12 protein-coding genes are annotated in these 19,525 nt (G+C 64.1%); 8 read left to right on the forward strand and 4 right to left on the reverse strand.

Features of this window, described 5'->3' with window-relative positions; translation table 11 throughout:
• Positions 1-406: 406 nt before the first annotated feature.
• Positions 407-1,564 carry a lactonase family protein gene (locus AAGS40_RS04160; protein WP_345813388.1) on the forward strand — a complete coding sequence of 386 codons (1,158 nt, stop codon included), beginning with the start codon at positions 407-409 and terminating at the stop codon, positions 1,562-1,564.
• 137 nt (positions 1,565-1,701) lie between these two features.
• On the opposite strand, the gene AAGS40_RS04165 is transcribed toward AAGS40_RS04160, so the two are convergent.
• On the reverse strand, positions 1,702-5,679 hold the full coding sequence (locus AAGS40_RS04165) for a DNA translocase FtsK (RefSeq protein ID WP_345813389.1): 3,978 nt from the start codon (positions 5,677-5,679) through the stop codon (positions 1,702-1,704).
• A gap of 195 nt (positions 5,680-5,874) precedes the next feature.
• Complete coding sequence (locus AAGS40_RS04170; protein WP_345813391.1) at positions 5,875-6,414, reverse strand: META domain-containing protein; 540 nt, start codon at positions 6,412-6,414, stop codon at positions 5,875-5,877.
• A 178-nt stretch (positions 6,415-6,592) separates the two neighbouring features.
• Between AAGS40_RS04170 and purT the strand changes: the two genes are divergently transcribed.
• The 6 genes from purT to AAGS40_RS04200 all read left to right on the forward strand — a co-directional run bounded on the left by purT (position 6,593) and on the right by AAGS40_RS04200 (position 13,724).
• Positions 6,593-7,807, forward strand: coding sequence for a formate-dependent phosphoribosylglycinamide formyltransferase (purT, locus tag AAGS40_RS04175; RefSeq protein WP_345813392.1), 1,215 nt, complete (start codon positions 6,593-6,595; stop codon positions 7,805-7,807).
• A 14-nt stretch (positions 7,808-7,821) separates the two neighbouring features.
• The gene (locus AAGS40_RS04180) at positions 7,822-8,037 is read left to right on the forward strand and encodes a DUF6726 family protein (protein WP_345813394.1); all 216 of its coding nucleotides are present in this window, start codon (positions 7,822-7,824) and stop codon (positions 8,035-8,037) included.
• Between the two features lie 65 nt (positions 8,038-8,102).
• Positions 8,103-8,471 carry an MliC family protein gene (locus AAGS40_RS04185; protein WP_345813395.1) on the forward strand — a complete coding sequence of 123 codons (369 nt, stop codon included), beginning with the start codon at positions 8,103-8,105 and terminating at the stop codon, positions 8,469-8,471.
• A gap of 302 nt (positions 8,472-8,773) precedes the next feature.
• A complete protein-coding gene (locus AAGS40_RS04190; RefSeq protein WP_345813396.1) occupies positions 8,774-10,426 on the forward strand; it encodes an acetolactate synthase large subunit in 1,653 nt (550 codons plus the stop codon).
• A 101-nt stretch (positions 10,427-10,527) separates the two neighbouring features.
• Positions 10,528-11,964: an aldehyde dehydrogenase family protein gene (locus AAGS40_RS04195; protein ID WP_345813397.1), complete on the forward strand. Its 1,437-nt coding sequence runs from the start codon at positions 10,528-10,530 to the stop codon at positions 11,962-11,964.
• Between the two features lie 299 nt (positions 11,965-12,263).
• Positions 12,264-13,724 (forward strand): DEAD/DEAH box helicase, encoded by a 1,461-nt coding sequence (locus AAGS40_RS04200; RefSeq protein ID WP_345813399.1) that lies wholly within the window; start codon positions 12,264-12,266, stop codon positions 13,722-13,724.
• A 97-nt stretch (positions 13,725-13,821) separates the two neighbouring features.
• On the opposite strand, the gene gluQRS is transcribed toward AAGS40_RS04200, so the two are convergent.
• Both gluQRS and AAGS40_RS04210 read right to left on the reverse strand, forming a co-directional pair.
• Positions 13,822-14,706 carry a tRNA glutamyl-Q(34) synthetase GluQRS gene (gluQRS, locus tag AAGS40_RS04205; protein ID WP_345813400.1) on the reverse strand — a complete coding sequence of 295 codons (885 nt, stop codon included), beginning with the start codon at positions 14,704-14,706 and terminating at the stop codon, positions 13,822-13,824.
• A gap of 13 nt (positions 14,707-14,719) precedes the next feature.
• On the reverse strand, positions 14,720-15,583 hold the full coding sequence (locus AAGS40_RS04210) for a sulfurtransferase (protein ID WP_345813401.1): 864 nt from the start codon (positions 15,581-15,583) through the stop codon (positions 14,720-14,722).
• Between the two features lie 274 nt (positions 15,584-15,857).
• On the opposite strand from AAGS40_RS04210, the gene dnaE reads away from it, so the two are divergent.
• A complete protein-coding gene (dnaE, locus tag AAGS40_RS04215) occupies positions 15,858-19,496 on the forward strand; it encodes a DNA polymerase III subunit alpha (RefSeq protein WP_345813402.1) in 3,639 nt (1,212 codons plus the stop codon).
• Positions 19,497-19,525 lie beyond the last annotated feature (29 nt).

The following is a 19,525-nucleotide window of genomic DNA, read 5'->3' on the forward strand; positions in this document are numbered from 1 at the left end:
GGTCAGGCGGGACATTTGCTACTCATGCGACAGCGCCTGCATGCCCGGTCGGTTGATAAGGCACGTGGGCAGGCTGGTTTCGCTGCAGAATCCGGTGTAACGCTCTTATACTCGCTGCGATAAAACAGCCTGACAACCATGACCCGACCACGACGCTCGACCCGTCGCGCCGCAGACCCGTGACATGATTACAAGCGCTTAAACCGAATAACCGATGTCCAGGAGGTCACTTATGCTTCTTCGTCAACGCGCTGCCAGGCGCGCCACCTCAGTTGCCAACCCAGTTGCACAGTCAGGCGTCAGTGTGTCGGCCCATGCTGAATCCACGTCGCTCTCTGCTTCGCGACGCACGGCCGGTGCAGCGCCGTTGCGATCCGCCCGCTCGATAATAAAAGGTTTCGCGCTCATGGTCTCGATTGTCGCTTCGCACGCGTTCGCGCAAGATTCCGGCCCGGTCCCCGCCGACGGTGTGTACGACATGCTCGTGGGCACGTATACCGGTGGCAAAAGCGAAGGGCTGTATGTGTATCGCTTCGACACGAAAACGGGCGACGCGACACGCGTTTCCGTCGCACAGACGGTGAACCCGTCTTACCTCGTCGTGAGCCATGATCGCCGCTACGTGTATGCGGTCAACGAATTGCCCGGCGACAATGGTCCGGCCACGCAGCGCGGCGGCATCAGCGCTTTCCGTTTCGACGCGGCGAGCGGCCAGCTCACGTTCCTCAACAAGGTCTCCGCGGACGGCAATGATCCGTGCTATCTCAGCATCTCGCCGGACGGCAAGTATCTGCTGAGCGCGAACTATTCGGTGGCCGCCGACCCGGGCGGCAGCTTCGCCGTATTTCCGCTTCAGGCCGACGGACAGGTGGGTTCTTCGGTGCTGACCGTGCATCACGAAGGCGGTGGTCCGGTGAAGGGACGTCAGGACAATTCACACGTGCACTCCACTGTGTTTTCGCCGGACGGCCATTACCTGTTCGCGCAGGATCTGGGCGCCGACAAGCTTTACTCTTACCGCTATACGCCGGATGGCAGCCGTGGACTGTTCGGACCGACCGACTGGCGCTACACCCAGGAGAAAGCCGGCACGGGTCCGCGGCATCTGGTGTTCGGCCCGGACGGCAAGCATGCGTACCTGACGAGCGAACTGGCGGGCACGGTGAGCACGTTCAATTACGACGACGGCAAGCTCACGCAGGTGCAGACCATGACGCTCGCAGAGCCGGGTTTTAAGGGCGCGGTGGGTGCAGCGGCGATCCACCTGTCACCGGACGGGCGCTTCCTGTATGCATCCAATCGTGGCGATGCGAACGATATCGTCATCTTCTCGGTCGACCCGACCAACGGCCTTCTGAAAAAGATCGGCCATCAATCGAGCCTCGGCAAATCGCCGCGTGAGTTCGCGATCGATCCGACCGGCAACTGGCTGATCGTCGGCAATCAGCTGAGCGATACCATGTATGTGTTCAGGCGCGACCCGCAGAGCGGTTTGCTCGAAGCGAATCCGAAGCGCATCGACATCGGCTCGCCGGTTGATTTCAAGCTGGTATCACCGTCGTAAAGAGAACGAGTCGGGGCTTGTCCTAGCCATCGCAGCGTGGCCATTCTGAGACCGGATGGCCACGCAATGAATAGGGCGTGAGAACGCGCCCGCGCTTGTGCGCGGCGTGTGCTGAAGCTTGCAGCGGCCTTGAATTCCTACTCCGCCGCGCCGGGCGCGAGCACCTCGCGGCTGCCGTTGATTCCCATTGCCGACACGAGGCCGGCGCTTTCCATCTGTTCGACGAGACGCGCCGCGCGGTTATAGCCGATGCGCAACTGCCGTTGCACCGACGAAATCGACGCGCGCCGCGTGCGCACGACGAATGCCACGGCTTCGTCGTAGAGCGGATCGGCTTCGGCGTCGGGCGATTCGCCGAACAGGTCCTGTGCCGCGCCGCCGTCGGTGGCCGGCCCGTCGAGAATGCCTTCTTCGTATTGCGGCTCGCCGAACTGCTTCAGATACTCGACGATGCGGTGCACTTCTTCATCCGCGACGAACGCGCCGTGCACGCGCTGCGGGTAGCCGGTGCCCGGCGGCAGGAACAGCATGTCGCCCTGGCCGAGTAGCGATTCCGCGCCCATCTGGTCGAGAATCGTGCGCGAGTCGATTTTCGACGACACCTGGAACGCCACGCGCGTCGGAATATTGGCCTTGATAAGGCCGGTGATCACGTCGACGGATGGACGTTGCGTCGCCAGAATCAGGTGGATACCGGCCGCGCGCGCCTTCTGCGCGAGGCGCGCGATCAACTCTTCGATCTTCTTGCCTGCGACCATCATCAGGTCGGCGAGTTCGTCGATCACCACGACGATCAGCGGCAGCGGCGCGAGCGGTTCCGGCGCCTCCGGCGTCAACGAGAACGGATTGCCCAGTTTCTTGCCCTTGGCTTCGGTATCGCGAATCTTCTGGTTGAAGCCGGCCAGGTTACGCACGCCGACCGCCGACATCAGCCGGTAACGCTTTTCCATTTCGCCGACACACCAGTTGAGCGCGTTCGCGGCGAGCTTCATGTCGGTGACGACCGGCGCAAGCAGATGCGGAATCCCTTCGTAGACAGAGAGTTCCAGCATCTTCGGGTCGATCATGATGAGCCGGACTTCTTCGGGTGTCGCCTTGTACAGCAGCGAGCAGATCATCGCGTTGATCGCAACCGACTTGCCCGAGCCCGTCGTGCCTGCGACCAGCATGTGCGGCGCCTTGGCGAGATCGGCGACGACCGGATGACCGGTGATGTCCTTGCCCATGGCGAGCGTCAGTTGCGAATGCGAATTCTGGTAGACGTGCGCTTCGAGAATCTCGGAAAGGCGAATGGTCTGCCGCTTGGCGTTCGGCAGTTCGAGGCCCATGCAGGTCTTGCCGGGAATCGTTTCGACCACGCGGATCGACGTCAGCCCGAGTCCGCGCGACAGGTCCTTCATCAGGCCGACAATCTGGCTGCCGCGCACGCCGAGCGCCGGTTCGATCTCGAAGCGCGTGATGACCGGTCCCGCCGAATGTCCGACCACGGTCACCGGCACTTTGAATTCCTGGAGACGCTGTTCGATCAGCAGACCCGTCTCGATGAGCTTTTCCTCGGAAACGGGTTCGACGTCGGTGTCGGCGCGCGCGAGCAGATCGAGCGTGGGCAGCTCGACCATCGATGCCGCCGGCGCATGGAATTCGAAACCGCTGGTCGGTCCGTGACCGCGCAGCGGAGCGCGCTGAATGGCGTCAACGCGCTCTGCGGGTGCCTCGGGTTGCCACGGCGCCGGCGGTACATCCGTGCCCGCCATCCCGACGGGCGGCGCGGCTGGCGTGGCCTGCACGGCCTGAATGACCTGAGCGGCTGGGTGCGGGAAGCGAACGATGTTGGTGGGTAAGGGCGCGTCGATCGGGCTGTGTGTAACGGGCGACAGAGCGTCTTCGGGTTCGGCGTGCAGTTCAGCTTCGTGTTCGGGTTGGGCTTCGACGTGGGCCTTAGTCTCGTTTTCTGCGTCGGCGTTGGCGTTGGCGTCGGCTTCCGCGGGAGTCGGAGCCGGAGTCTGAGCATGGTCGATACCGACGCGCGTGACACTGTCGGCTTCAACCGCGGACCCAGCGTTGGAGCCGGCCGTGAACTGCGCCGGCGGCTCTGCTGCTTCGCCGCGCGGGCCGAAGTCCACTTCGTCGTCGACGGCTTCCAGATTCGCGGCGAAGACTTCGAAAGGCGTCCGGGTGGCGACATGTTGTGTTTGCGGGGCCAGTCGATCCGAAGCGGCGCCAACCGCGGGCGCCGTGGTTTGAACCGGCGTACCGGCGAGCGCCGATGCGGGTGTTGCCGCTACAGGCGTCGCAACCGGGTTGGTCGCTGGAACCGGGTCCTCAGTGGGAACCGGCGTCTGAGCCGGAGTGTGCTGGAAGGTCGAAACCGGCGCCGCTTCCGAACTGTCGGACCGATCCGCCACTTCGCGTTCGATCGGCGCTGTCTTTATCGACGTCGCCGGCGGATGAAAAGCCGGCGGTTCGATCGGCCATTGCACGACGGGTTCGCCGCCGGCTTCGACCGGCGCGGCCGGCAACGTTTGCGGAACAGATGGTCCGATGGGCAACGGCGCGGATTGCTGAGCCGCGTCCACGCGGGCGGCTTGCTCAACAGCTTCGTCACTCTGCACCGGCCGCATATCACCAGGCCGCGTAGCGTTCGAGTCAGCGGCCTCGTGGGCGGCAGGTGACGGCGTGGCAGCCGCCGGCGCGGCGCCCGTCGCGCTGCCTGTACTGCGCGCAAGGCTGACGCCGGCGATGTCGGTCCAGCGTGCGGCATTTTCCGCAATGCTGCGCAGCGTTTCCTGCACGCTCGCGGGCGGTGTGATCTTCTCCGTTGTCGCCATCGGGCGCGTGTAGGTCGGCGCGGGCAACGGTGAGCGTCGAGCCGGCTGCCTCGCGATCGGATCGATCTGCGACGTGCCGCTCACCGGTTGCCGCGCGTTCGTGTGCCGGCTTACTGGCGTGGCGCCGCTTGCACCGGCATATTGACTTGCGGACGACCGGCCAAGCCCGGCCGCCGCATTTGCCGTCGAACCATTCGCCGGGCCGGATGCGGCGCTGGACATCGCGCGCGCGGTTTGGGCCGCAGCGGGATGAGCGGCGTTCGCGCCGGCCATGCCAGCCAACGCCGCGCCCAATCCGGGCGTTCCGGCTTGCCGCTGTTGACCGGGGATGCGACGCCCGACTGGCGATGCGGGTGTGCGTGCCGGTGTAGCGGATGATGCACTGGCGCCCGCGTTAAAACCCGTCGCGGGTCGCGCGGTCGAACCGGTCGCAGGCAATCTCGATTCACGCAACCCCGGCTCATGCAGCCCCGGCTCCCTCAGCCACCCGGCGGGCGCAACCGGCTCGGTGGGCATCCAGCGCGGCTTGTCGGCGCGCGCGTCCCCGGTCGTACCAGGCGTGGGGGCGGCCGGCTGACGTGGCGGTTTGATCGTACCCGTGCGCAGCACCGGCTCACTTTGCGAGCTCTGACGACGCAGCTTGTCCGTGCCGGCACGCCAGCTTGCGCCCAGACCGCGGCCGGCCGCATCCCGGCCGTACGCGGTGCGGCTTGCGCCTGCAGCCAGACCCGCGCCCGAGGCGGCGCCTGCGCCGGTCGCCGCGCCACGTCCGCCCGCGGGCGGACGCCATGCCGTCGGACGCGCGTTCCGGCCGTTGCTTCGCGGCGTCGTCATGGTGGGAGCGGAGGAACCGTGCCGCAATAAACCGTCGTCGACCGTCCGATGGCGGCGCGCATCTTCATCGCGCTTGGCGAGCCCGCGCGTCAGGCCAAGGCCGAATGCGCCGTCGGCCCACGCGGCAACATCGCGCCAGCGAAAATCGATCAGCCAGGGCAGGGCGATCAGCAGCAGCGCAAACGCCGCGAGCGGCGTGCCGATATGTCCCAGCAGGCGGCTGACGCCCGCGGCCAGCGCGTGACCGAGCCCGCCGACGCCGGCCACGGAAACGAGCGAGCCTTCCAGCGTGCAGCTCGCGAGCATCACGCAGACGAAGCCAAGCCACAGCCGGATCGTGCCGGGACCGCGCAAACCCGCGCCGCCAGGCAGCGCTGCTTTCACGAGCCGCCAGAAGAGAGGAATGAACCAGACGGCTGACCCGCCGAACCAGCCGAAAACTACCGTGTGCATGCTAGACATCAACGAATGACGGACGCGCTAACGCAATCCGTCGAGTTTAAACCGGCGAAGCCCGATGCTCCGAAGGCAGACACAAGTATGCTTGCGTCCAGAAACAAAGCAGACCGCACGCGGCCTGCCGTCGGTGAAAAACAACGCGCGTCGCTCCGGTCGGCGTAGCGGTGTGTCGACGCGTCCATGGCGACGTCACTTTGCGCGGCTGTCGAACGTCAGCGTATCGCCGTTATCGAGTACGAGCTGCATCTGCTGCGGCGCACGCATCTGCACGCCGGTGCGGTCGATATGGTTGAGCGCGTTCAGATAGGCGCTTTCGAGCTGGCCGCCGGGCGTCGCGCACGCCATGCGCGTGCCGCCCAACGTGCCGAACGCGAGCTTGCCGTCTTTCAGCGAATAGGAACCCATGTAGCGGTTGCAACCGGAAAAGCCGCTCGCGTGACGCTGGCCGGTTGCGGTGGAGAGCGTGAGCGTGATCGGCGTGCCCTCGCCGGCGGCCGGCACTGCGCGCGGCGCACCGTCTGCCTGCTTCCACCCGGTCAGCACCCAGCTGGTGTCGTCGAGCAACTGTGTCGCGGCGGGATTGAATGGATCAGGCGCCGCGGCTTCGGAATCGGGATGTTTCGGAATCGCGCAGGCGCCGAGCAGCGCGGCGACGCTCAGCGCAGCGAGAGCCTGGCGCGCAAGCGGGGTGAAGCGCGCAACACATCGCGCGGAGGAGCTTTGGAGCATGACGTCGTTCCTCTTCAGACTGGCGAAGGCGTAAGGGTAACGTATCAGGCGCGGCGCACGCGAGCGCTGCGGCGCGCGCCGTGTCGAGCCGCCGCGCGCAAGACGCGGCGAGGGGCCAGCATGTTAACATCGTGTCCTACCCAATCCCACCCTCATCCGACTTTTATCTGGAGACCTCATGCAGATCGGCCAACGGATCGGCACGCCGCTTTCTGAATCCGCGACTCGCGTCATGCTGCTCGGCGCGGGGGAACTCGGCAAGGAGGTCATCATCGCGCTGCAGCGGCTGGGTGTGGAAGTGATCGCCGTCGACCGTTATGCGAATGCACCGGGTCACCAGGTGGCGCACCGCGCACATGTGATCGACATGACCGACCACGCGGCGTTGCGCGCGCTGGTCGAAAAAGAGCGTCCGCATCTGATCGTTCCCGAAATCGAGGCGATTGCCACCGACGCGCTCGCCGCGATCGAAACCGACGGTCTTGCCGAGGTGATCCCGACCGCGCGCGCTACGCAGCTCACGATGAATCGTGAAGGCATCCGGCGCCTCGCCGCCGAGGAACTGGGCTTGCCGACCTCGCCCTATGCATTCGCCGATTCGCTCGACGAATTGCGCGCCGGCATCGCCAGGGTCGGATATCCGTGCGTGGTGAAGCCGGTCATGTCGTCGTCGGGCAAGGGGCAATCCGTGCTGAAAAGCGACGCCGACGTCGAACCCGCCTGGCACTATGCGATGGCGGGCGGCCGCGTCAATCATGGGCGCGTGATCGTCGAGGGCTTTATCGACTTCGACTACGAAATCACGCAACTCACGGTGCGCGCAATCGACCCCGTCAGCGGCAATGTCAGCACGTATTACTGCGATCCGATTGGCCACGTGCAGGTAGCAGGCGACTATGTCGAATCATGGCAGCCGCAGCGTATGAGCCCGCTCGCGCTCGAACGTTCGCGCGAAGTCGCTCATCAGGTCACGCATGCGTTGGGCGGGCGCGGTCTTTTCGGCGTGGAACTTTTCGTACGCGGCGACGAAGTATGGTTTTCCGAAGTGAGTCCGCGTCCGCATGACACGGGTCTCGTGACGCTGTGCTCCCAGCGTTTTTCCGAGTTCGAATTGCACGCGCGCGCGATTCTCGGGCTGCCGGTGGATACGTCGCTGCGGGCGCCGGGCGCGTCGGCGGTGATCTACGGCAAACTGGACGAAACAGGTATCGCGTTTGAAGGCGTCGCGGCGGCGTTGGCGGTGCCGGGCGCCGACTTGCGGCTCTTCGGCAAGCCGGAGAGTTTCGTCAAGCGCCGCATGGGAGTCGCACTCGCCACCGGCGAAACGACCGACGAAGCCCGTTCGCGCGCCGGCCAGGCCGCGGCGGCCATCCTCCCGGTGTCGGCAAAGTGAGCACGGAGGTGCGTATGGCGCTTGAACAACGCAACATCGGACGGCGCGGCGGCATCGGTCGTCGGCTTGGCGCGCTCGGCGTGCTGGTCGCGCTGTGCGCGGGCCTTGGCGGGTGCGGTCTTGCCGCAGCGCCGTGCCGGGTGGCATCGGCTGGATTGAAGATCGTGCCGCTCGTCGGCCACGTGGCGGCCGCGCCCACCGACGCCTGCGCGGACGTGATCGATCCGTAAATGCGGCAGCAAAGCGAATGCGCACCGTTCGCGATGTGACCGTCGGCAATTAAACGAGGCTCTCCATGAAAAAGTGGCTGGTTGCAATCACCGTGACGGCGGCCCTCGCAGCACTGGCCGGCAATGCGGACGCCGCGACGCCGAACTTCACGCAGATGCCGGCGAAAAACCGGCAAACGCACAAATACACGTGCGCGACCGGCAAGATTTTGCAGGTCACGTACTGGAACACGGCCAACGGCCAGAGCTTTGCGCTGGTTCCGGTCAAAGGGCAGCAACTGCTGTTCGTCAACACGCTGTCCGGCTCGGGCGCGAAGTATCAGGCCGGCAGCTATACCTGGTGGACCAAGGGTCCACGCGCCGATCTGTATGACGCGACGAACGGCGACAACGCGCCGCCCATGCTGTCCGACTGCATTACGATCAACCGCTGATCCAGTCCTTGCGCGGTGCACTCGGCCGCGTGTTCGTCGCTGCCTGCGTGCTGTCCTCTGTCTCGTGCTTCCTGTCTGCTGTCTGCGCTCTTGCCGGCGTTTCGCGGCGTTGCCTGTCCCACGCGCATCATTTCCGTTCGAGTAGTAAGCTGTTTCGCACCGTATTCGTGTCACACCCGAGTTCGCCATTCGCGGGTCGGCGCGGTTGTTGTCGTCTTCGCTCGTCCCGTTTCCGCACCCACCGATCGGCAGCGCGCCTGTACGCACTTTTCCGCGGCCGTTCTCATCAAGCGAGACACAGAATGAAAGCATCGGACCTGTTCGTCAAATCGCTGGAAGCTGAAGGTGTCGAGTACGTGTTCGGCATTCCCGGCGAAGAAAATCTCGATCTGCTCGAATCGCTGCGTCGCTCGAAAATCCGGCTGATCCTCACGCGACATGAACAGGCGGCCGGTTTCATGGCGGCGACTTATGGGCGGCTGACCGGCCGCACCGGCGTGTGCATTTCCACACTCGGGCCGGGCGCGACCAACTTCGTGACCGCCGCGGCTTATGCGCAACTCGGCGGCATGCCAATGCTGATGGTCACCGGCCAGAAGCCGATCAAGTCGAGCAAACAGGGCCATTTCCAGATCGTCGACGTGGTGCGCATGATGGAACCGCTCACCAAGTACACGCGCCAGATCGTGTCGATCGGCAATATTCCGGCAGCGGTGCGCGAGGCGGTGCGTCAGGCGGAAGAGGAGCGCCCGGGCGCCACGCATCTCGAATTGCCGGAAGACGTCGCACACGAGGAGGGCGACGGCAAACCGCTGCCAAAGAGCTTCAGCCGACGTCCCGTGGCCGAGGAAAAGGCGGTGGCGCGCGCGGTCGAGGCTATCACGAAGGCGAGGCACCCGCTGCTGATGATCGGCGCGGGCGGCAACCGCAAGACCACCACCCACATGCTGCGCGAATTCGTCGATCAGACCGGCATTCCGTTCTTTACGACGCAGATGGGCAAGGGCGTGATCGACGAATCGCATCCCATGTGGCTCGGCAATGCCACGTTGTCGGACGGCGATTTCGTGCACCGCGCGATCGATCACGCGGATTGCATCATCAATGTCGGTCACGACGTGATCGAGAAGCCGCCGTTCTTCATGCGCGCAGGGGAGTCCAACGAGAAAACCGTGATTCACGTGAACTTTCTCGGCGCGGAAGTGGACCCCGTCTATTTCCCGCAGATCGAAGTGGTCGGCGATATCGCGAACGCGGTCTGGCAACTGAAGGAGAGTCTTAAGGAGCGCCAGGAGCATTGGGATTTCACGCGCTTCAAGGAGATCAAGGAGCACTTTGAGGCGCACCTCGTCAAGGGCCAGCACGACGACCGCTTCCCGATGTACCCGGTGCGGATCGTCAACGACGTCTACGAGACCACGCCGGAAGACGGCATCGTCTGTCTGGACAACGGCATGTACAAAATCTGGTTCGCGCGCTATTACCGCGCTCATGAGCCGAATTCGCTGCTGCTCGACAACGCGCTGGCCTCGATGGGCGCCGGTCTGCCGTCCGCGATCGCGACCAAAATCGTCCACCCGGATCGCAAGGTCATGGCCGTGTGCGGCGACGGCGGCTTCATGATGAACTCGCAGGAACTGGAGACAGCGGTGCGTCTCAAGCTCGACCTGGTCGTGCTGATCGTGCGCGACGACGCGTTCGGCATGATCCGCTGGAAGCAGGAGAACATGAATTTTCCCGATTACGGCATGACGCTGTCGAACCCGGATTTCGTTGCTTACGCCGAGAGCTACGGCGCGAAAGGACATCGGATCGACTCGGCGGCGCAATTCGCGCCGTTGCTGCGCGAGTGTTTCGCGACGCCGGGCGTGCACGTGATCGATCTGCCGATCGACTATTCGGACAACGAGCGTGTGCTCAACCGCGAAATCAAGCGGTTGAGCGCGCAACTTTGAGCAGTCTTGCCGGTCTGCGCCGGCCATGTCCGGCGGCGGGTCTGTGCTGCCGCCATTATGGTTGACGGCTGCGCCGGCTCAGGATCGAAGGAGAACGTGACATGTTGCAGAAAACCTATCCGTACTACCTTGCCAACGAAGCGGTGGCCGCGAATACCGATCTCGAAGTCACCGACAAATTCAGCGGCGAGGTCGCCACGCGCGTCGCGATGGCCGACGCCGCCGCCATCGACAAGGCAATTGGCTATGCGGTGGACGCGATGCCCGCGCTGCGCGCTTTCCCGCCGTTCAAGCGTCAGGCCGTGCTCGAACATTGCGTGAAGCGTTTTCGCGAGCGTTACGACGAACTGGCGCTCGCGCTATGCATCGAGGCGGGCAAACCGATCAACGATTCGAAGGGCGAAGTCACACGCCTGATCGACACGTTCAAGGTGGCGGCAGAGGAGTCGGTGCGAATTGACGGCGAAATCGTCACCCTGGAGATTTCGCCACGCGCAAAGGGTTATCACGGCTATGTGAAGCGCGTGCCGATCGGGCCGTGCTCGTTCATCTCGCCATTCAATTTCCCGCTGAATCTGACTGCGCATAAGGTCGCGCCGGCGATCGCCGCGGGTGTGCCGTTCGTCCTCAAGCCTGCGAGCCGCACGCCGGTCGGCGCGCTGATCATGGGCGAAATTCTGGCGGAAACCGACCTGCCGAAAGGCGCATTCTCGATCCTTCCGGCACATCGGGACGGCGCCGATCTGTTTACCGCCGACGAGCGCTTCAAGCTGCTGTCTTTCACCGGTTCGCCGGCCGTCGGCTGGGATCTGAAGAAGAAGGCGGGCAAGAAAAAGGTCATTCTGGAGCTGGGCGGCAATGCGGCGGCCATCGTCGACGGCGATCAGGGCGACAAGCTCGACTATGTGGTCGACCGGCTCGCGTTCGGTGCGTTCTATCAGTCGGGGCAAAGCTGTATCGGCGTACAGCGGATTCTGATCCACGCAAAGATTTACGACGCCCTGCGCGAAAAGCTGATCGCGAAGACGAAGTCGCTCGTGATGGGCGACCCGAAAGACGAAAAAACTTTCGTTGGGCCGATGATTTCAGAATCGGAATCAAAGCGTCTCGCTGGCTGGATGGAGAGTGCGGTGCAGGCAGGCGCGAAAATCGTCGCGGGCGGCAACGTGGACGGCGCGATGTTCGAGGCTACGCTGCTCGAAGGCGTGAAGCGCGACACGGACCTGTACCGCAAGGAAGCGTTCGGGCCGGTCGCGATCCTGGAGCGTTTCGACGACTTCGACGCGGCGCTCGCCACCGTCAACGACAGCGACTTCGGCCTGCAGGCCGGTGTGTTCACCGATTCGCTCGCGCACGCGCATCGCGCGTGGGACGTGCTGGAGGTCGGCGGTGTAGTGATCAACGACGTGCCGTCGTTCCGGGTCGACAACATGCCGTATGGCGGCGTGAAGGACTCGGGACTGGGGCGCGAAGGGGTCCGTTACGCGATCGAAGACATGACCGAAACGCGGCTGATGGTGATGCGCGAGACGTGGTGAGTAAGCGGAGCGCGGCGGGAGGTGCGCTCACCCAACGCCGGACCGGTCGCGCCCGCATGCCGCGAGGGTCCGGCCGGCCATGCAGAAAGCCGCCAGAAGCGCCATGAGTGTTTTTGCTGAAGTGCTACAATACCGGCCTTTCCGGCGGGTGTTTCCGCCGGCCGGAGCCGGCCGCATTTGCCCGCAACACTGACGGGTCCCGTGCGGAACGCCGTGGCTCCGCCTTCATCCTGATGCCCTCTGCGGTTCCGGCCGCTGCCGCGCGCACCGCGCCAAGCGCATTTTTAGCGAAAGCCACCATGTCCGACACACCTGTCACGCCCAGCACTGCGACTTTTGACCAATTCGGCCTCGCGCCCGACATTCTGAAAGCGGTCAAGGAATCCGGCTACACCGTGCCCACGCCGATCCAGGCGCAGGCAATTCCCGTCGTGCTGGCCGGCCGTGACGTGATGGGCGCCGCGCAAACCGGCACCGGCAAAACGGCAAGCTTCTCGCTGCCGATCATCCAGCGGCTGCTGCCGCAAGCCAGCACGAGCGCTTCGCCCGCACGGCACCCGGTGCGCGCGCTGATCCTTACGCCCACGCGCGAACTTGCCGATCAGGTCGCCGCGAACGTGCAGTCGTACGCGAAGCACACGGCGCTGCGCAGCGCCGTGGTGTTTGGCGGCGTCGACATGAATCCGCAGTCCGACCAGCTGCGCCGCGGCGTGGAAATTCTGATCGCGACGCCGGGCCGCCTGCTCGATCACGTGCAACAGAAAACGGCGAACCTCGGCCAGGTGCAGATTCTCGTGCTCGACGAAGCCGACCGCATGCTCGACATGGGCTTCCTGCCCGACTTGCAGCGCATTCTGAATCTGCTGCCGAAAGAGCGTCAAACGCTGCTGTTCTCGGCCACGTTCTCGGGTGAAATCAAGAAGCTGGCGGCCACGTACCTGCGCAACCCGCAGACTATCGAGGTCGCGCGCAGCAACTCGACGGCGACCAACGTCACGCAGATCGTCTACGAAGTGGCCGAGGGCGACAAAACTGGCGCCGTCGTGCAACTGATTCGTGAGCGCGGCCTCAAGCAGGTGATCGTGTTCTGCAACAGCAAGATCGGCGCGAGCCGCCTCGCGCGCAGTCTGGAACGCGACGGCGTGGTCGCCACCGCGATTCACGGCGACCGCTCGCAGAACGAACGGATGCAGGCGCTGGACGCATTCAAGCGCGGTGAAATCGAAGCGCTGGTCGCCACGGACGTGGCCGCGCGCGGTCTGGACATTGCCGAACTGCCGGCGGTGATCAACTTCGATTTGCCCTTCAACGCGGAAGATTATGTGCACCGCATCGGCCGGACTGGCCGTGCGGGCGCGTCGGGCGACGCGCTATCGCTGTGTAGCCCGAACGAGAAGAAGCAGCTTGCCGATATCGAGAAGCTCATCAAGCGTCCGCTGGACGTGCAGCGCTTGACCGTGGATGCGCCGGTTCGCCATCACCACGAAGAGCGCGCGCCGCGCCGCGAGCGCAGCGAATCGCGCGACGAACGCGGCGGCCGTCGCCGTTCGGGTGCGCCGTCGGGCTCGTACGACCGGCCGCATCACCATCGCGCGCAGCCGGTGGATGATTTCTTCCTCAAACCGTATGAGCCCTCGCCGGCTTCGGTTCGCAAGATGGAAGAGAGCACGGCGTCTTCCGCGCCGCAGAAGTCGAAGCAGCCGCTGGCGGCCTTGTTGGGTGGGTTCGGAATGCCGCGGAAAACGCCTTCGTCTTCGTGACGGAGTCGTTGGTAGCAGGGCGGTTTCCGGAGCCGTTTGCGAAGCCGCCACACGCCTGATGGTTCCGCAGGCGTGGCGCCTGCGCTTACAACAGCGCTTACACGCGCACATCCATCTTCACGGCCCATGCGGCCGTTGCCGCAGCATAAAAATCTTCTAACGATGAATGCGTCCCTGAACTCATGTCGAGTTCGAGGTGCTGGGCCGCCGCATAAAGCGCTTCGAGCGGCTTCGCGCGATCAAGCGCAGTGGCGCCCGTTTGCTTGCTCAGCTTCTCCCCGTCCTGATTCGTCACGACCGGCACGTGCAGATACGAGGGTGTTGGTACGCCGAGGCAGCGCTGGAGGTAAATCTGCCGCGCCGTCGAATCCAGCAGATCCGCGCCGCGCACGATGTGCGTGATGCCAGCGTCGGCATCGTCGACGACTACCGCGAGTTGATATGCCCACTGGTCGTCAGCACGCCTGAGCACGAAGTCGCCCACTTCAGTGGCGAGGTTTTGCGTTTGCTGGCCCTGCCAGCGGTCGTGAAAGCGGATGATGGCGGCGTCGCCGTCAGGCACGCGCAGCCGCCATGCGCGCGCCGGTTTTCCGTGCAGGCCGTCGCGGCAGGTGCCAGGATAGGCGAGAGTGGTATTGCGGGTGTGTGCGCGCAGTAGCGAGTCGGCAATTTCCTTGCGCGTGCAGCCGCACGGGTAAATTAGCCCGCTTGCCTTCAACTGCTCGAGCGCCTGCCGATAACGCGCGGTCCCCGTGCTCTGCCAGAGCGGCGCTTCGTCGGCATGCATGCCGAAGCTGCCAAGCGTGGCGAGAATCTCTTGCGCTGCGCCGGGGACAGTGCGCGGACCGTCGATATCTTCAATCCGAACGAGCCACGTGCCGCGGTGCGCGCGGGCGTCCAGCCAGCTTGCCAGCGCGCTGACGAGCGAGCCGAAGTGCAGCGGGCCGGTGGGCGACGGCGCGAAGCGGCCGCGATAGGTCATTGGGCGGCCACCGTCACGCGGCGTGGGCTGCCTTGCCGTCCGGATGACACGCGGGGCACGTCTTGCCCGCCACGTACAGCGGCGATTGCTGCGCCTCGGGCGAGACCACCGCGCGGCAGCCAAAGCACTGTCTGGTCGCGGTGGGTTCGAGTTTGGGATTCAGCGCGGTGCGGTAATCGAACACGAAGCAGTCGCCGTGATAATGCGCGCCGCCTACCTCCTCGAAGTACTTGAGAATGCCGCCTTCGAGCTGATAGACGTTCTCGATGCCGACTTCCTTCATGTGAATCGCCGCTTTCTCGCAGCGGATGCCGCCCGTGCAGAACGACACCACGGTCTTGCCTTCGAGGTCGGCGCGGTGCTGCTCGATCACTTCGGGAAACTCGCTGAATTTCGTAATGCGATAGTCGAGCGCGTGGTCGAACGTGCCGACGTCTACCTCGAACGCGTTGCGCGTATCGAGCATGACGACGGGCCGGCCTTCGTCGTCGTGACCGCGGTCCAGCCAGCTCTTTAACGTGGGTGCGTCGACGAACGGCGCGCGGCCCAATTCCGGACGAATGGCCGGCTTCTTCATCGTGATGATTTCACGCTTGAGCTTGACCAGCATGCGCGTGAACGGCTGCTTCTCCGAAAAGCTCTCCTTGAACTGCAAATTCGCGAACTTGCCCTCGAACAGCGCGTCGTGACGGATGTAGTCGATGAACGCATCTGCAGCTTCACGCGTGCCAGCGACGAACAGATTAATGCCTTCCGGCGCCAGCAGAATGGTGCCGCGCAAACCGAGCGCGTTGCAGCGTTCGGTAACGAATGGGCGCCATGCGGCGGTGTCTTCGATGGTCGCGAAATGATACGCGGCGAGATTGACGATACTCATGTGTGTCCAGCGGTAAGAAATGACCGGCGCCGTGCGAAAAACGGGACGCAATGAACTGCCGTGCGGGGCCAGGGCGGCGCGGCCACGTCGAATAGGGCGAAACCCGTATTATCCCTCAACCCGGCAATTTTCCCGACCTGGCCGGATGGCCAGGGGTTTGCGTTAGCGCAAATCGCCTGCAGAACGGGGCTGCACGGGCTTTGCCGAATGACGTCTTAAGCCGGATGGCCAACGTGAGGTTTCGGTCTGAAATCCGGCGAAGAGCGGAGTTACAATGTCGCCCATGTCAGATCCCCGCTTCGTTCATCTCCGCGTTCACTCCGAATTCTCGATTGCCGACGGCATCGTGCGCCTTGACGACATCGTCAAGGCCGCTGCCAAAGACGGCCAGGGCGCGCTCGCCCTTACCGATCTGGGCAACGCATTCGGCCTCGTCCGTTTCTACAAGGAAGCGCGTGGCAAAGGGGTCAAACCCATTGCCGGCTGCGACGTCTGGATCACCAATCCGGATGACCGTGACAAACCATCGCGACTGCTGCTCCTCGTCAAAGACCGGCGCGGCTACCTGAATCTGTGCGAGTTGCTCAGCAAGGCTTCGCTCACCAATCAGTATCGCGGCCGCGCTGAAATCGAAGCGGGCTGGCTCGAATCGGGTCTCGGAGAGGGTTTGCTCGCGCTTTCCGGCGCGCAGCAGGGTGACGTGGGTCTCGCGCTCGCCGCAGGGAATGAGGAAGCGGCGAAGCGCAACGCGCTGCATTGGGCAAAGGTGTTTCCGAACGGTTTTTACATCGAGCTGCAGCGTTGCGGGCAGCCGGGCGGCGAGCAGTACGTTCAGCAGGCGGTGGCGCTCGCCGCGTCGCTGAAATTGCCGGTCGTGGCCACGCACCCGATGCAGTTCATGACGCCGGACGACTTCACCGCGCACGAAGCGCGCGTGTGTATTTCCGAAGGCGACATTCTCGCGAATCCGCGCCGCTCGAAGCGTTTCACGTCGGAGCAGTATTTCCGCACGCAGGAGGAGATGGCGGCGCTGTTTGCGGACATTCCGTCGGCGCTCGCGAATTCGGTTGAGATCGCCAAACGCTGCAACCTGACGCTCGAACTCGGCAAGCCGAAACTGCCTCTCTTTCCGACGCCGGACGGCATGTCGCTCGACGACTACCTCGTGCATCTGTCGAAAGAAGGTCTGGAAAAGCGTCTTGAGCAGCTGTATCCGGATGCGGCCGAGCGAGAGGCGCAGCGGCAGACGTATTATCAGCGCCTCGAATTCGAGTGCGGCACGATCATCAAGATGGGCTTTCCGGGCTACTTCCTGATCGTTGCGGACTTTATCAACTGGGCCAAGAACAACGGCGTGCCGGTCGGTCCGGGGCGGGGCTCGGGCGCGGGTTCGCTGGTCGCCTATGCGCTCGGCGTGACCGATCTCGACCCGCTGCGCTACAACCTGCTGTTCGAGCGCTTTCTGAATCCGGAACGGGTGTCGATGCCCGACTTCGACATCGACTTCTGCCAGCACGGCCGCGATCGCGTGATCCAGTACGTGAAGGAAAAATACGGCGCGGACGCAGTGTCGCAGATCGCCACTTTCGGCACGATGGCGGCGAAGGCGGCGGTGCGCGACATCGGCCGGGTGCTCGATCTCGGCTACATGTTCACGGACGGCATCGCGAAGCTGATTCCGTTCAAGCCGGGCAAGCACGTCACGATCGCGGACGCAATGAAGGAGGAGCCGCTGCTTCAGGAGCGCTTCGACAACGAAGACGAAGTGCATCAGCTTCTCGAACTGGCGCAGCGCGTGGAAGGACTGACCCGCAACGTCGGCATGCACGCGGGTGGCGTGCTGATCGCCCCGGGCAAGCTCACCGATTTCTGTCCGCTCTATACGCAGGGCGACGAAAGCGGCGTCGTGAGCCAGTACGACAAGGACGACGTCGAAGCGGTCGGTCTCGTGAAGTTCGACTTTCTGGGTCTGACAACGCTGACCATTCTCGACTGGGCCGAGCGCTATATCCGGCGCCTCGATCCATCGAAGCAGGACTGGTCGCTCGCGCAAGTCCCGCTGGACGACCCCGCGTCGTTCTCGATTCTCAAGAAAGCGAATACGGTCGCCGTGTTCCAGCTGGAAAGCCGCGGCATGCAGGGCATGCTGAAAGACGCGCAGCCCGACCGTTTCGAGGACATCATCGCGCTCGTCGCGTTGTACCGTCCCGGCCCGATGGACCTGATTCCGAGCTTCTGTGCGCGTAAGCATGGCCGCGAGGTGGTGGAATATCCGGACCCGCGCGTCGAACCTGTTCTGAAAGAGACCTACGGCATCATGGTCTACCAGGAGCAGGTGATGCAGATGGCGCAGATCATCGGCGGCTATTCGCTGGGCGGCGCCGACCTGCTGCGCCGCGCAATGGGTAAGAAAAAAGCCGAGGAAATGGCCCAGCATCGCGAGCTGTTCCGCCAGGGCGCCGCGAAGAACGGGCTGACCGGCGAGAAAGCCGACGAAATCTTCGACCTGATGGAGAAGTTCGCGGGCTACGGTTTCAACAAGTCGCACGCAGCCGCTTATGCGCTGCTCGCCTACCACACGGCGTGGCTGAAAGCGCATCATCCGGCAGAATTCATGGCGGCGAACATGTCGCTCGCCATGGACGACACGGACAAGGTCAAGATCCTGTTCGAAGACTGTCTGGCGAACAAGATGGCCGTGCTGCCGCCGGACATCAATCTGTCCGCTTATCGGTTCGAGCCGGTCGCGGAGCCGGACGGTAAGCGGTCCAAAACGATCCGCTATGGTCTCGGCGCGATCAAGGGCAGCGGGCAGAACGCGATCGAAGAAATTTTGCGCGCGCGCGAAGACGGTCCGTTCATCGACATTTTCGATTTCTGCAATCGCGTCGACCGCCGCGTCGTCAATCGCCGTACGGTGGAAGCACTGATCCGCGCAGGCGCGTTCGACACGCTGCACGCCAATCGCGCGCAGTTGATCGCATCCGTGTCGCTCGCCATGGAAGCCGCTGAGCAGGCCAGCGCCAATGCAATGCAGGCGGGTCTGTTCGACATGGGCGACGCGCCGTCACAGGGTCACGAACTGGTCGACGAGCCGGAATGGCCGGAAAAGAAAAAGCTTCAGGAAGAGAAGGCCGCGCTCGGCTTCTACCTGTCGGGTCATCTGTTCGACGCCTACAAGGATGAAGTGCGGCGCTTCGTGCGGCAAAAGATCGGCGAGCTGAAGGAAGGGCGTGACAAGCTGGTGGCTGGCGTGATTGCGTCGCTGCGCACGCAGATGACCCAGCGCGGCAAGATGCTGATTGCGTTGCTCGACGACGGCACCGGCCAGTGCGAAGTCACGGTATTCAATGAGACGTTCGAAGCGCACAAGCAGCTGTTCAAGGAAGACGAACTGCTGGTGGTGCAAGGCCAGGCGCGCAACGACGCGTTCACGGGCGGCATCCGCTTCACGGTCGACACGGTCATGGACCTTGGCCGTGCGCGTTGCCGCTATGCCGAGGCAGTGAAGGTGCAGATGAATGGCAATGCAGACGCATTGGCGTTGCGCCGCGTGCTCGAAGCGCATAGCGCGGGCAAGGACGAAGCGCAGGCCACAGCGCCGGCTGCGTCGTCGCGTGGCGGCAATGGCGGCAGTGGCGGCGGCAATCGCAACAATGGCGGCAGCAACGGGGGCGGGAGCTTCGGCGGGAACGGCGGTGGCCGTAACGGCGGCCATGGCGGCTTTGGGGGCAATGGTCAGCGGCAAGCCGTGCAGATTCCAAACGGCCTTGCCGTGCAGGTGGTGTATCGCAGCGAAAACGCGCAAGGTGAAATGCGTCTGGGCGACGCGTGGCGCGTCAAGCCCACCGACGAACTGCTCGCTGCGCTGCGCGGCGAATTTGCAGGTAGTTCGATCGAGATCGTGTATTGATAGCGCTGACGCACGGGCGATGCGCGAGC

The sequence above is a fragment of the Paraburkholderia sp. PREW-6R genome (assembly GCF_039621805.1).
In the GTDB taxonomy this organism is placed as follows: Bacteria; Pseudomonadota; Gammaproteobacteria; order Burkholderiales; family Burkholderiaceae; genus Paraburkholderia.